A 13640-nucleotide genomic window follows, 5' to 3' on the forward strand; every position below is an offset into this window, starting at 1 on the left:
ACTATGTTTAGCTGGTTTGAAAAAAGGCTCGATCCGTTCCCTGCCAAGGAGCCGGTCGAGCCGCCGCGGACACTGATCGCCTTCTGCGTGCATTACACGCGCGGCGCATGGCCCTACATCGCTCTCGATGCGGTACTGGTGACGGCCATCGCTCTTGCCGAGGTGTGGATGTTCGGCTTCATGGGCCGGATCGTCGACTGGCTGTCCGGACAGAATCGCGAGACGTTCCTGCAGACCGAAGGCTTGAAGCTGGCCGGCATGGCCTTCATCGTGGTTTTCGCGCTGCCGGCAACGGTCTGGTTCCATTCGCTGCTCAACCAGCAGACGCTGATGGGTAATTATCCGATGCGTATCCGCTGGCAGGTGCATCGGTATCTGCTCAAGCAGTCGATGAGCTTCTATCAGGACGAGTTTGCCGGGCGCATCGCGACCAAGCTGATGCAGACAGCGCTCGCCGTGCGCGAGTGCGTCATCAAGCTCATCGATGTGCTCAATTATATCGTCGTCTATTTTCTCGGCATGCTGTTCATTGTCGGCTCGGCAGACTGGCGGCTGGCTGCGCCGCTTGCCGTCTGGCTTGCCGGCTATGTCCTGCTGTTGCGCTATTTCATCCCGCGACTGGGCAAGGTCGGCGAGGAGCAGGCCAATGCGCGCTCGACCATGACTGGCCGTGTCGTCGACAGCTACTCCAATATCCAGACGGTCAAGCTGTTTTCGCATGCGCGGCGCGAGGCATCCTTCGCCAAGGACGGTATGGCCGGCTTTCTCGACACCGTTTACCGATCGATGCGGTTGGTGACGCAGCTCTACGGCCTGCTCTATGTCCTGAATTCGCTGCTGTTGTTTTCGGTCGCCTCGATCTCGCTATGGCTGTGGCTCGGCCAAGCCGTGACGATCGGCGCTGTCGCCCTGGTCATCGGCCTCGTGCTGCGGCTCTGGGGCATGTCGCAATGGATCATGTGGGAGATGTCCACGCTGTTCGAGAATATCGGCACGGTGCAGGACGGCATCGCCTCGATCTCGCTGCCGCGCCTCGTCGAAGACCGGCCTGGCGCCAAGGATATTGCCGTGACCAAGGGCGAGATCCGTTTTGAGGACATCCGCTTCCACTACGGCAAGCAGAAGGGTGTGATCGAAAGCCTGTCGCTGACGGTGAAGCCGGGCGAGAAGGTCGGCATTGTCGGTCGTTCGGGTGCCGGCAAGTCGACGCTGGTCAATCTTCTGTTGCGCTTCTACGACCTCGAAAGCGGCAAGGTCCTGATCGACGGCCAGGACATTGCGGCAGTGACGCAGGACTCGCTGCGCGCCCAGATTGGCATGGTCACGCAGGACACCTCGCTGCTGCATCGCTCGGTACGCGAGAACATCCTCTATGGCAGGCCGGACGCCAGCAACGAGATGCTGATCGAGGCGGCGCGGCGCGCCGAGGCGCTGGATTTCATTGCCGGCTTGTCGGACTCGAACGGCCGTAAGGGTTTCGACGCGCATGTCGGCGATCGCGGCGTCAAATTGTCCGGCGGCCAGCGGCAACGCATCGCCATAGCCCGTGTCATGCTGAAGGACGCGCCGATCCTCATTCTCGACGAGGCGACCTCTGCCCTCGATTCCGAGGCCGAGGCGGCCATCCAGGAGAATCTCTACAGACTGATGCAAGGCAAGACCGTCATCGCCATTGCGCACCGGCTGTCGACGATCGCGGCCATGGACCGGCTCGTGGTCATGGACAAGGGCCGAGTCATCGAGGAAGGTTCGCATGAGGAACTCGTTGCCAAAGGCGGGCTCTACGCCCAGCTCTGGCAACGTCAGTCGGGCGGATTCCTGCTCGACGACGGCCCTTCTTCCAACGATGCAGCCGCCAACGATGCAATCGCCAAGGGTGAAGCCGCCGAATGATGACTGCCATCTACCGCTGGTTCGAGAACTGGGTCTATCCATTCCGGGAGCCAGCGGACCTTCGGCCACCTGCTGGCGTCAGGGGTTTCCTCTGGCATTATGTCGGGCAGGCGAAGATCGCCTTCTTCGCCATGCTGGTGATCGGCGGCATCGCGCCGCTGGTCGAAGCCGGACTGTTCTATTTCGTCGGGCGGCTGGTCGACATCCTCGACCAGCTTCCCGGCGAACGCAGCTGGCACGCGCTGTGGACTGCCGCCGGCCCGGAGCTTGTCTTCATGATCGCGGTGGTGCTGGTCATCCGCACCATTGTCGTCGGCCTGTCGGCCCTGGTCGACGAGCAGACGATCACGCCGGGTTTCTATAATCTGGTGCGCTGGCAGGCGCATCGCCATGTCTCGCGCCAATCCTACGCCTTCTTTCAGAACGACTTTGCCGGGCGTATCGCGACCAAGGTCTGGCAGGCGGGACAGGCGACCGGCGATCTGATGGAAAGCTTCATCGAGGTCGTCTGGTTCATGGTCGTCTATACGGTGACGACGCTGGCGCTGGTCGCCGGGCTCGATCTCCGGCTGGCGGTGCTGGTGGTGATCTGGATTACCGCCTTCGGCTTGCTGGCCAGGCGCTATTTGCCGGCAATCCGCAAACATGCCGAAGCGACCGCCGAAGCCGGCTCGATGATCACCGGCCGCCTTGTCGATTCCTATTCGAACGTGCAGACGCTGAAACTGTTCTCGGCCGATGGCGACGACCACTACATCAGGAACGGCTTCGACATCTATCTCGACGCGCTGCGCCCGTTCACCCGCCGGCTGACAGGCGTGCGCATGGCGCTGACGATGCTGTCGGGCATCATGATAACGGCGATCGCCTGCTTTGCCGTTTACCTCTGGGTCGAGGGTTCGATCACAGTCGGCGCCGTGGCTTTCACGCTGTCTTTGGTGCTGCGGCTGAACATGCTGCTCGGCCGGCTGATGATGCAGCTCAACGGCATCTTGCGGAATCTCGGCGTGCTGGAAAATTCCAAGGCGCTGATCTCGCAGCCGCTCGGCCTGACCGATGCGCCGGACGCGAAAGAGCTTGTCGTCGGCGGCGGGCGCATCGACGTCAGCAATGTCGAGTTCCACTACGGCAAGGGGTCCGGCGTGCTCAACGGCATCGACGTCGTCGTGCGGCCGGGCGAAAAGGTCGGCCTGGTCGGCCCGTCCGGCGCCGGCAAGACGACCTTGGTCAATCTGATCCTTCGCCTCTACGACCTCGAGAGCGGCAAGATCACCATTGACGGGCAGGACGTCTCCAGGGTCACGCAGAATTCGCTGCGCGCCAATATCGGCGTCGTCAGCCAGGATACGGCACTTTTCCACCGCTCGCTGCGCGACAACATCAAGCTCGGCATGCCGGAAGCGACCGACGCCGAGGTGGTCGCGGCAGCGAAGAAGGCCGAGGCGCACGAGTTCATCCTCGGTCTGCGCGACAATCGCGATCGTATCGGCTACGAGGCCTATGTCGGCGAGCGCGGCGTCAAGCTCTCCGGCGGCCAGCGCCAGCGCGTGGCGATCGCCCGCGTCTTCCTCAAGGATGCACCGATCCTGGTGCTCGACGAAGCGACCTCGGCGCTCGATTCCGACATCGAGGCGGCGATCCAGGAAAATCTGGCAAGGCTGATGGAAGGCAAGACGGTCATCGCCATCGCGCATCGGCTGTCGACCATTGCGGCACTCGACCGGCTGGTGGTGCTCGACGAGGGCCGCATCGTCGAGCAAGGCACGCATGACGAGCTGGTCGGGCTCGACGGGCTCTATGCCAGGCTGTGGAAGCGGCAGTCCGGCGGCTTCCTATTCAACGAGGAGAGCGCGCTGGCCGAGACCCGGCCGGCGGAGTAGTTTCGAAAAACCGGAGTAGACCATGGCGGTGAGAATGCCCTCGAATTTCGGACGGTCCGGCGCGCAGGAGAGCGCGTTGGACCTGCTTGGCCATGAAATCCTCGGCGAGAAGGCGGCCGCGCTCGGCCGCGCCGGCCGGCGCGTCGAGGAAACATTGACGAGGCTGCGCGAGAATTGCGACAGTGTCGACCGTGCCCGGCTGCTCAGGGATGCAGCCGAAGCGGTGCACGGGTATTTCATCCAGCGCGAACTCTGCGGCCTGCGCAAGCACGACGCGGTGATCCGGGAATACAACATCCCCAAGGCCGTGCTGGCCAGGCTCGGCGCCAGCGCATGATCCGAACCGGAACTGGTTTGGATAGTGTTATTCCAGCCACTCGGTGATGAAGCTGCCGTTCTCGTGTATGTCGGTGGTTTCCAGCGGGCCTGGCCCGAGATTGGTGAATTTGTGCGGCGTGTTCGGCGGTACGACCAGGATCTGGCCGGCTGTGGCCTCGATCTGCCGGTCGCCGACGGTGAACAGACCGGTCCCGGTTCGGATGATGAAAATCTCGCAATAGGGATGGCTGTGCAGCCTCGGGCCGCCGCCGGTCTCCGGCAGGTAGTTAAAGATCAGGCAACTGCTGGAACCGTAAGGCCCGCATTGCAACTCGCCTTGCCAGTGGTCGGGCAACTGGTCGGGCGCTTTGGCCCATTTGTCGCGGTCGATGACATGCGCCATGGGGCGAGGATAAACCGGGCGAGCGTCCGCTGTCGAGGTGAACGCAGCCGTTTGGTTTTGCTGCTGTTTTCCAATCGTTCCGCTGGGCAAATTACGCCCCCGCGACAATCTGCCCTTGTGCCTTCGCCCGTCTGGACAAAAACAGGCTTCACGCATAAACCCAAGTCCCAAATGCCGGAGGAATTCGCTAGCCTGTTCGCCATGCGCTGTCGGGCCGGCGCGATTGAGCGGGGAACAAGCTCGGCCGCCGGCACGGAAGAGGCGAAAGGATCAGGCACCCGTGAGCGCAACCGACACCCAGGATCCCAACCGTCGTGATTTTCTCTACGTCGCCACCGGCATGGCCGCAGTGGTCGGCGCGGGCGCCGTTGCTTGGCCGTTCATCGACCAGATGCGTCCGGATGCCTCGACGCTGGCGCTTGCCTCGGTCGAGGTCGACGTTTCGTCGCTGACGCCAGGAATGTCGCTCGTCGTGAAGTGGCGCGGCAAGCCGGTGGTCGTGCGCAACCGCACCGAAAAAGAGATGAAGGACGCCGAGGCGGTCAATCTCGCCGAGCTCAAGGATCCAATCGCCCGCAATGCCAACCTGCCGGCCGACGCGCCGGCGACCGACGCCAATCGAACCACGCCGGGCAAGGAAGCCTGGATGGTGATGGTCCAGGTCTGCACCCATCTCGGCTGCATCCCGCTCGGCCAGGAAGGCGATTTCGGCGGTTGGTTCTGCCCATGCCACGGTTCCGTATACGATACCGCCGGCCGCATCCGGAAGGGGCCGGCGCCGGAGAACATGGCGGTACCGGTGTTCCAATTCGTTTCCGACACCAAGATCCGTATCGGCTGAGGCAGGGGATATTTCCATGAGCGAGGGACACTCGACCTATACGCCCAAGTCCGGCATCGGACGCTGGTTCGATTCGCGCATGCCGCTGCCGCGGCTGGTCTATGACAGCTTCATCGCCTATCCGGTGCCGCGCAACCTGAACTATGCCTGGACCTTCGGCGGCATCCTTGCGCTTATGCTGGCGGCGCAGATCCTGACCGGTATCGTGCTGGCCATGCACTATGCAGCCGACAGCACTCTCGCCTTCGATTCGGTCGAGAAGATCATGCGCGACGTGAATTCGGGCTGGCTGCTGCGCTATCTCCATTCCAACGGCGCGTCATTCTTCTTCGTCGCCGTCTACATCCATATTTTCCGTGGCCTCTACTACGGCTCCTACAAGGCGCCGCGTGAGCTGCTGTGGATCCTCGGCTGCATCATCTACCTGCTGATGATGGCGACCGGGTTCATGGGCTATGTGCTGCCCTGGGGCCAGATGAGCTTCTGGGGCGCCACCGTCATCACCGGCTTCTTCACCGCCATTCCGCTGGTCGGCGACTGGATCCAGCAGCTTCTTCTCGGTGGCTTCGCGGTCGACAATCCGACGCTGAACCGCTTCTTTGCGCTGCACTACCTTTTGCCGTTCATGATTGCCGGCGTCGTCGTGCTGCACATCTGGGCGCTTCACGTCGTCGGCCAGAACAATCCGACCGGCATCGAGGTCAAATCGAAGACCGACACGCTCGCCTTCACGCCTTACGCGACCATAAAGGACGGGTTCGGCATGATCGTGTTCCTGTTCGTCTTCGCCTATTTCGTGTTCTACCTGCCGAATTATCTCGGCCATCCCGACAATTACACCGTGGCCAACCCGCTGAAGACGCCGGCCCACATCGTGCCGGAATGGTACTTCCTGCCGTTCTACGCGATCCTGCGCGCCATCACCTTCAATATCGGGCCCATCAACTCCAAGCTCGGGGGCGTGCTCTGCATGTTCGGCGCGATTGTCATGCTGTTCCTGGTGCCGTGGCTCGACACCTCGAAGGTGCGCTCGGCAGTCTACCGGCCCTGGTACAAGCTGTTCTTCTGGCTGTTCGTGGCCGACGCCATCCTGCTCGGCTGGCTGGGCTCGCAGCCGGCCGAGGGCAGCTATGTATTCATGGCGCAGATGGCGACGCTGTTCTATTTCGCCTTCTTCCTGGTAGCGCTGCCGGTGCTCGGGCTGATCGAAAAGCCGCGACGGCTGCCGAATTCGATCACCGAGGCGGTGCTCGAGAAGAACAAGGGCGGCGGCGGACATCCTGCTGGCGCCATGACCGCCCCGGAAACCAAGGGCTGAGCATGATCCCGAAAAGTGGAAACCGGTACTCGGACAAGGTCATGCTCGAGACGATGACAGCGCGTCAGAGAATCTCAAGGGGAATTGGCATGAAAAAGATTCTCTCCTCGCTGGCGCTGCTTGGCCTTGTGGCCGCGGGCATGGGTGCCGCAAGCACTGGAGCCAGCGCCCAGGAAGAGGCGCACAATGAGGCGGCGCCGACGCATTTCCCGATACACGAACCGAAGGAAATGGACTGGAGCTTCGCCGGGCCATTCGGCACCTACGACAAGGCCCAGCTGCAGCGCGGGCTGAAGGTCTACAAGGAAGTCTGCTCGGCCTGCCATTCGATGAATTTGGTGGCGTTCCGTACGCTGGAAGGCCTTGGCTATTCGGATGCGCAGATCAAGACGCTGGCGGCCGAATATACGATCCACGACGGACCGAACGATGCCGGCGACATGTTCGATCGCCCCGGCAAGCCGTCCGACCATTTCCCGGCGCCGTTCCCCAATGTGGAAGCAGCGGCGGCGGCAAATGGCGGCGCAGCACCGCCCGACATGTCGCTGCTGGCCAAGGCGCGCGGCGTCGAGCGCGGCTTCCCGCGCTTCGTGTTCGACATCTTTACGCAATATGCGCAGGGCGGCCCCGACTACATCCACTCGCTGCTGACCGGCTACGACCAGCAGCCGCCGGCTGGCATGGTCATACCGGAAGGCACGCACTACAATCCGTACTTCCTGTCCGGCGTGTCGCTGAAGATGCCGAAGCCGCTCTCCGACGGCCAGGTTACCTATGATGACGGCGCGCCGCAGACGGTCGACCAGTACTCGCGCGACGTGTCGGCCTTTCTGATGTGGGCGGCCGAGCCGCACCTCGAGGACCGCAAGAAGACCGGCTTTCGCGTGCTGGTCTTCCTGCTGCTGTTCGGTGCGCTGGTCTACCTGACCAAGCGCAAGGTGTGGGCCGGCGTGGCGCACTGAGCCTTGCGATATACGAGAATGCGAGGGCGTCGAAAGGCGCCCTTTTCATTGCAGGCATGTCGATTGATCGTAGCCGACGCTGAGCAAGGCCCTTTGCCGGACAATTTTCCGTCAGGCATCACATGGCGGTAGCCGGACTTGGCGGCGCCGGGTTACGATTGGCCCATTCCTTTCACGCCTTCAGCCGAATCTGAATAGCCCGGAGAGCCGCTCGATGAAATCCTCGCTCGAAGAGACGCTGCTTGCCGCGATCCGCACCATTCCGGATTATCCCAAGCCGGGCATCCTGTTTCGCGACATCACCACGCTGCTCGGCAATGCGCGGGCCTTCCGCCGCGCCATCGACGAACTGGTGCATCCCTATGCCGGCCTGAAGATCGACAAGATCGCCGGCATCGAGGCGCGCGGCTTCATCCTCGGCGGCGCCATCGCCCACCAGCTCTCGGCCGGCTTCGTGCCGATCCGTAAAAAAGGCAAGCTGCCTTACGAGACGGTGCGGGTCGCCTACAGCCTGGAATACGGGCTGGACGAGATGGAGATGCACAAGGACGGTGTTTCTCCAGGCGAGAAGGTAATCCTCGTCGATGATTTGATCGCCACCGGCGGCACGGCCGAGGCGGCCGTCAAGCTATTGCGGCAGATCGGCGCCGATATCCTCGCCGCCTGCTTCGTCATCGACCTGCCGGACCTTGGCGGCCGAGAGAGGTTAGAGGCGCTCGACGTACCGGTGAGGACGCTGATCGGGTTTGAGGGGCATTGAGCGGTTCTTCCTTCTTCCCTGGGGGAGAGGGGAAGAACTCCGCTCACTCCACCTTCACCAGCACGGCACTTTCGAATTCGATGACCTTGTCGCCGGTCGAATCGAAGGCCTCTGAGCGGAGCGTCAGCAGCCGCCAGCCCGGTCGCGAGGCGATGGGGCGATGGGCCAGCGCGGTGCGGGTGAAAGTCACGGTTTCCCCGGCATAGACAGGTTTGGGCCATTTGAGGTTCTTGAAGCCGGGCGAGGGACCGAATTCCGGCACCGGCCCGGGGCCGGGCCAGCGGGCGACCTCTGCCTCCATGCCAGCCTGGAGGTTCAATTTCATCCAGGTGGCGGCGGTGTGCCAGCCCGAGGCGCAGAGCCCGCCGAATATGCTGTTCCTCGCCGCCTCTTCGTCGACATGGAATATCTGCGGGTCGTATTTGCGGGCGAACGCCTTGATCGCCTCCGGTTCGAATCGATGTGAACCGAGCGTGACGGTGATACCGATGCAGAAGAATTCGTCGAGGCTCACGCACTGCCCTCGCGGGTGAGGAACATGACGGTGTTTTCGAGCTCGAAAACACCTTCGCCGCGCTGGTTGAACAACTCGCTGCGCATGGTCACCAGGCCAAGGCGGGGCTTCGATCTGGACAGTCGCTTGGCAAGGACGGTGGTGCTGCCGCTCAACAGGTCACCGGCCAGGACCGGCCGTTTCCATTTGACCTGGTCGACGCCTGGCGCGCCCTGGGAGGTCGAGTCGAGCAGGAAGGCATCGCACAGCATGCGCATGAACATGGCGCAGGTGTGCCAGCCCGAAGCCGCCAGCCCGCCGAGGATGCTGGCCTTGCCCGCGGCCTCGTCGAGATGCATCGGCTGGGCATCGAACTCGTCGGCGAATTCTATGATTTCAGCGGCGCTTACCAGCTTGGTGCCGAGGTCGAGCGAAGCGCCCTCGACAAAATCCTCATAAGCCCAGGTCTTTGTGGTCATGGTCTGGAATCCTGTTCAGGATTGTACAATCGCTACGCGTCGGGTCCCGGATGCAGGCAGGGCGGCATTTGGTCAAGCAATTTCTGGTGCGCCAGCCTGCTGTGCCCAAGCCGTAGCGCGCATTGACAACCCTATAGCCAGCCGCGACGGCGGAAATACCAGAAGGGCAGGATTGCCGAAAGCACCATCATGCCGATGGCGAAGGGATAGCCAAAGTGCCATTTGAGCTCAGGGATGATGTCGAAATTCATGCCGTAGATTGAAGCGACAAGCGTCGGCGGCAGGAAGATGACAGCGGCGACGGAGAAGATCTTGATGATGGCGTTCTGCTCGATCGAGATCATGCCCAGCGTCGCGTCGAGCAGGAAGCTGATCTTCTGCGACAGGAAGGTGGCGTGGTCGGCAAGCGACAGCACGTCGCGCGACAACGTTTTGATGCGGGCGCGGGTATCCTTGCTCATCCTGCTTTGCGTGGAGGCATGGGCGAGGAAGCCGGCAAGGCGCTGCAGCGAGATCAGGCTGTCGCGGACCGAGGAGGCGAGGTCCTCCTTGCGGCCAATGCCTTTCAACAGTTCCTGGAAGTCACGGTTGCGCTTGGAAACCTTGGTCGAGCGTGCCTCGAAGATGTCGCGCGAGATCGCCTCGACGTCGCGGCCGGCGCGCTCCAGAATGTCGGCGAGGCGGTCGACGATCGCCTCCAGCAAGCCAATCAGGATGGTGTCGCCGCTGGTGCAGCCGGTCGCCACCTTCTCGGCGCGCAGCGGAAAGGTCTTGAACGCCTTCGGCTCGTGGTAACGCACGGTGATCAGCCTGCTGCCGGCGAGCACGAAGGTAACCGGCGACATCAACGGATCGTTCACCTCGGTCTGCGCAGGCAGAATGGCGGTCATGAAGTAGGCGCCGTCCTCGACGTAGAGACGGCTCGAGATCTCGATCTCCTCCATCTCTTCCCGGGTCGGAACGGCAATGCCGAGCCAGGTCTCGATCGTGGTCTCTTCTTCCTTTGTCGGGCTGAGAAGGTCGACCCAGACGACAGCATCGCTGTTTTGCAGGAGATCGTCGACAGGGCGCAGGCGATCATTGTCGACGATGAAGGCCTTGATCATCGCCGGTCTCCCTTGCTGTTGCTAAAGAGGGTTTCGTTCGGAAGGGGCGCGTCAGTCAGATCGCACTGATATGGCCATGTGAGGCTCGAGACCAGCGCAGAGGCCCCTTAGACCGGGCGTGACGTGCCGTCAAGCAGCGGCAGACGCCGCCGCGATGCCTGTTATGAAGTTGTGATCGAGCAACAGCCATTGTGGAGGCCGGGCGCGTCTCGCCGGGTCAGGTGTTGAACTTGAACAGCATGATGTCGCCGTCCTGGACGACATACTCCTTGCCTTCGTCGCGCGCCTTGCCGGCCTCCTTGGCCGCCACTTCGCCGCCCAGCCTGACGAAGTCGTCATAGGCGATGGTCTGGGCGCGGATGAAGCCGCGCTCGAAATCGGTGTGGATGACGCCTGCCGCCTGCGGCGCCTTGGCACCCTTGTGCACGGTCCAGGCGCGCGTCTCCTTGGGGCCAACGGTAAAGTAGGTGATGAGCTGGAGCAGCTCGTAGCCGGCGCGGATGACCTTGTTCAGGCCGGGTTCGTCCAGACCGAGCGTTGCCAGGAATTCCATTTCCTCTTCGTCCGAGAGCTGGGCGACCTCGGCCTCGATCGCCGCGGAAATCACAACGGTGCGGGCACCTTGCGCGGCGGCCATCTTCTCGACCGCCCTGGTATGCGCGTTGCCGGTGGCGGCATCGGCTTCCGCGACGTTGCAGACGTAAAGCACCGGGTGTGAGGTCAAGAGATTCAGCCCCTGCAGGATGCGCAGATCCTCAGCCGAGATGCCGTTGAGCAGGATGCGGGCGGGCTTGCCGGCCTGCAGCAGTTCAAGCGCCGCTTCCATCATCGGAAGTACGGTCGCTGCTTCCTTGTCCTTGCCGGCGGCACGCTTGCGGATCTGCACGATGCGGCGCTCAAGGCTGTCGAGGTCGGCAAGCATCAATTCGGTTTCGACGGTCTCGGCATCAGCGACAGGATCGATGCGGCCCTCGACATGGGTAATGTCGTCATCCTCGAAGCAGCGCAGCACATGGACGATGGCGTCGACCTCACGGATGTTGGCGAGGAATTGGTTGCCAAGCCCTTCGCCTTTGGAGGCGCCACGCACTAGGCCGGCAATGTCGACGAACGAGATGCGGGTCGGGATGATCTCCTTCGACTTGCCGATCGCGGCGATCTTCTGCAGGCGCGGGTCGGGCACCGCCACCTCGCCGGTATTCGGTTCGATGGTGCAGAACGGATAATTGGCGGCCTGCGCCGCCGCCGTCCTGGTCAACGCATTGAAGAGCGTCGACTTGCCGACATTGGGCAAGCCAACGATGCCGCATTTGAAACCCATTTTTGTCTGGTCCTATCGGGAAATCGAAATTTGATCAGGGCTATGGGCGAAAGCGCCGATGATCGTCAAGCCCTGAGCACTCATGCCCGCGGCGCTGACGGCGCCATGGCTCAGTCCTTGCCGCCAAAAAGCTTCTTCAGCATGGCCGCCATCGGGCCGGTTTCGGGCAGCTTGGCCGCCGGCTGCTGCGGCCGCGCCTGGCGGACGTGGCTTTGTGCCTTTGGCGCCTTGGGCGGCGGGCGGTCGTCGTCGCCCGTCGGCGTGAGCTTGTCGCGCAGGGCCAGCGTCACGCGGTTCATGAAGGAATTGTCGTCGCCCTCGGCAAGCAATCCGGCACCGTCGGCGATTGCGTCGAGCAGCACGTCCAGCCATTCGCGGTCGGCCTTGGCGAAATCGCCGAGCACATGGCCATGCACCATTTCCTTGACGCCGGGGTGGCCGACGCCGATGCGCACACGGCGAAAATCCTTGCCGACGTGCTGGTCGAGCGAGCGGATACCGTTGTGGCCGCCGGAACCGCCACCGACCTTGACACGCACCTTGCCGGCAGCAAGGTCGATCTCGTCATAAAAGACAGTCAGCGCCGAAGGGCCGAGCTTATAGAAGCGCAAGGCTTCGCCGACCGACTGGCCGGACAGGTTCATGAAGGTCTGCGGCTTGATCAGGATCACCTTTTCGGCGGCAAGCGTGCCTTCGGCGATCAGACCCTGGAATTTCTTCGACCAGGGTGAAAAGGAATGGCGGCGGGCGATCGCGTCCGCCGCCATGAAGCCGACATTGTGCCGGTTGCTGGCGTATTTCGCGCCCGGATTGCCGAGGCCTGCAAAGACAAGCATCGTCGCCTCCGGGCGGGAAGGAGTTACTTCTCTTCGGCGGCAGGAGCCGCTTCGGGCGCAGCCGCTCCAGTCGTCTCTTCTACCGCCTCCGGCTTCATCGCCGAGGAACCGGCAATGGTCGCGATGGTGAAGTCGCGGTCGAAGATCACCGGCTTGACGCCGGCCGGCAAGGTGACGGCCGAAATGTGGATCGAATCTCCGATATCGGTGCCGGTGAGATCGATGGTGATGAAATCCGGGATCGCATTCGCCGGGCAGTGGAACTCGACCTCGTGGCGCACGATGTTGAGCACGCCGCCGCGCTTGATGCCGGGCGACTTGTCTTCATTGATGAAGTGCACGGGCACGTCGACATTGACTTCGGTGTCCTTGCCGATGCGCAGGAAATCGACATGGACCGGAAAATCCTTGACCGGGTCGAGCTGAAAATCCTTGGGCAGAACCTGGATCTTGTTGCCGTCGACGTCGATCGTGGCGACCGTGGTCAGAAACCCGCCGCCATGGATCTTGTAGTAGATGTCCTTATAGGTCAGCGCAATCGCCAGGGGAGGCTGCTTGTCGCCGTAAATCACTGCAGGCACTTTACCGTTGCGGCGAACTGCACGGGCGGACCCCTTACCGACCTGTTCGCGCGCTTCGGCCTTGAGCTCGTAAGTATCGTGGCTCATGGCATTTCCTTTCGCGTTGTTCTGGAGCGTTCGCGGCCAGCGTGGCTGGGCCGTAAACGTCGAAAGCCGCCGGGCCTGCATATCCGAAAGCGGCAGCCGCATAAGCAAGCGGACCTTTGTTCGGGATCACAAGGGAAGGCAGCCTTCCGCCGCGTTGCCTCCAAGGGTGTCTACGCGGGTGGCGGCTCTATAGCCGAAGGCGGGAAAGGGTGCAAGTCATGGCAGGCAAGGTCATGGCAGGCAGGTCTACAAGGGTTTCCCATGGCATGGCGATCACCCATGCCGGTGTCATCAGCGCCGACCTGCTGGCCTTCTTCAGGCCTTTAAGAACGTGACAAAAAACTGCCTTCTGGCGAGTGTCT

General features: G+C 62.5%; 14 protein-coding genes. 7 read left to right on the plus strand and 7 right to left on the minus strand.

Going from position 1 to position 13640, the window contains the following annotated elements; genetic code table 11:
• Nucleotides 1-3: 3 nt before the first annotated feature.
• The 3 genes from NKJ13_RS02160 to NKJ13_RS02170 are packed head-to-tail and all read left to right on the plus strand — an operon-like array spanning nucleotide 4 to nucleotide 4110.
• On the plus strand, nucleotides 4-1893 hold the full coding sequence (locus NKJ13_RS02160) for an ABC transporter ATP-binding protein (protein ID WP_254819175.1): 1890 nt from the start codon (nucleotides 4-6) through the stop codon (nucleotides 1891-1893).
• Nucleotides 1890-3773, plus strand: coding sequence for an ABC transporter ATP-binding protein (locus NKJ13_RS02165; RefSeq protein ID WP_352737727.1), 1884 nt, complete (start codon nucleotides 1890-1892; stop codon nucleotides 3771-3773). The genes NKJ13_RS02160 and NKJ13_RS02165 overlap by 4 nt, the downstream gene beginning before the upstream one ends.
• Nucleotides 3774-3795: 22 nt before the next feature.
• Nucleotides 3796-4110: a DUF6665 family protein gene (locus NKJ13_RS02170; RefSeq protein WP_023679480.1), complete on the plus strand. Its 315-nt coding sequence runs from the start codon at nucleotides 3796-3798 to the stop codon at nucleotides 4108-4110.
• A 27-nt stretch (nucleotides 4111-4137) separates the two neighbouring features.
• Here NKJ13_RS02170 and NKJ13_RS02175 read toward each other — a convergent pair whose 3' ends face one another.
• Nucleotides 4138-4494 (minus strand): cupin domain-containing protein, encoded by a 357-nt coding sequence (locus tag NKJ13_RS02175; protein WP_254819178.1) that lies wholly within the window; start codon nucleotides 4492-4494, stop codon nucleotides 4138-4140.
• A gap of 280 nt (nucleotides 4495-4774) precedes the next feature.
• Between NKJ13_RS02175 and petA the strand changes: the two genes are divergently transcribed.
• From petA to NKJ13_RS02195, 4 genes are all read left to right on the plus strand, one after another.
• The gene (gene petA, locus NKJ13_RS02180; RefSeq protein ID WP_352477980.1) at nucleotides 4775-5335 is read left to right on the plus strand and encodes a ubiquinol-cytochrome c reductase iron-sulfur subunit; all 561 of its coding nucleotides are present in this window, start codon (nucleotides 4775-4777) and stop codon (nucleotides 5333-5335) included.
• A 16-nt stretch (nucleotides 5336-5351) separates the two neighbouring features.
• On the plus strand, nucleotides 5352-6653 hold the full coding sequence (locus tag NKJ13_RS02185; RefSeq protein WP_352687891.1) for a cytochrome b: 1302 nt from the start codon (nucleotides 5352-5354) through the stop codon (nucleotides 6651-6653).
• Between the two features lie 89 nt (nucleotides 6654-6742).
• The gene (locus NKJ13_RS02190) at nucleotides 6743-7615 is read left to right on the plus strand and encodes a cytochrome c1 (protein ID WP_352477976.1); all 873 of its coding nucleotides are present in this window, start codon (nucleotides 6743-6745) and stop codon (nucleotides 7613-7615) included.
• A 214-nt stretch (nucleotides 7616-7829) separates the two neighbouring features.
• Nucleotides 7830-8375 carry an adenine phosphoribosyltransferase gene (locus tag NKJ13_RS02195; protein ID WP_352687889.1) on the plus strand — a complete coding sequence of 182 codons (546 nt, stop codon included), beginning with the start codon at nucleotides 7830-7832 and terminating at the stop codon, nucleotides 8373-8375.
• A gap of 43 nt (nucleotides 8376-8418) precedes the next feature.
• Here NKJ13_RS02195 and NKJ13_RS02200 read toward each other — a convergent pair whose 3' ends face one another.
• The 6 genes from NKJ13_RS02200 to NKJ13_RS02225 form a co-directional block, all read right to left on the minus strand.
• Complete coding sequence (locus tag NKJ13_RS02200; RefSeq protein WP_352687887.1) at nucleotides 8419-8889, minus strand: MaoC family dehydratase; 471 nt, start codon at nucleotides 8887-8889, stop codon at nucleotides 8419-8421.
• Complete coding sequence (locus NKJ13_RS02205) at nucleotides 8886-9347, minus strand: MaoC family dehydratase (protein ID WP_352477973.1); 462 nt, start codon at nucleotides 9345-9347, stop codon at nucleotides 8886-8888. Before NKJ13_RS02205 ends, NKJ13_RS02200 begins: the two co-directional genes overlap by 4 nt.
• A gap of 131 nt (nucleotides 9348-9478) precedes the next feature.
• Nucleotides 9479-10453 carry a magnesium/cobalt transporter CorA gene (gene corA / locus NKJ13_RS02210; protein ID WP_352737728.1) on the minus strand — a complete coding sequence of 325 codons (975 nt, stop codon included), beginning with the start codon at nucleotides 10451-10453 and terminating at the stop codon, nucleotides 9479-9481.
• 217 nt (nucleotides 10454-10670) lie between these two features.
• Complete coding sequence (gene ychF / locus NKJ13_RS02215; protein ID WP_352737729.1) at nucleotides 10671-11774, minus strand: redox-regulated ATPase YchF; 1104 nt, start codon at nucleotides 11772-11774, stop codon at nucleotides 10671-10673.
• 110 nt (nucleotides 11775-11884) lie between these two features.
• Nucleotides 11885-12610: an aminoacyl-tRNA hydrolase gene (gene pth / locus NKJ13_RS02220; protein WP_352687881.1), complete on the minus strand. Its 726-nt coding sequence runs from the start codon at nucleotides 12608-12610 to the stop codon at nucleotides 11885-11887.
• Nucleotides 12611-12633: 23 nt separating this feature from the next.
• Nucleotides 12634-13278 carry a 50S ribosomal protein L25/general stress protein Ctc gene (locus NKJ13_RS02225; RefSeq protein WP_352777016.1) on the minus strand — a complete coding sequence of 215 codons (645 nt, stop codon included), beginning with the start codon at nucleotides 13276-13278 and terminating at the stop codon, nucleotides 12634-12636.
• Nucleotides 13279-13640 lie beyond the last annotated feature (362 nt).

The sequence above is a fragment of the Mesorhizobium sp. M0174 genome (genome assembly GCF_040322275.1).
Lineage (GTDB): Bacteria > Pseudomonadota > Alphaproteobacteria > Rhizobiales > Rhizobiaceae > Mesorhizobium.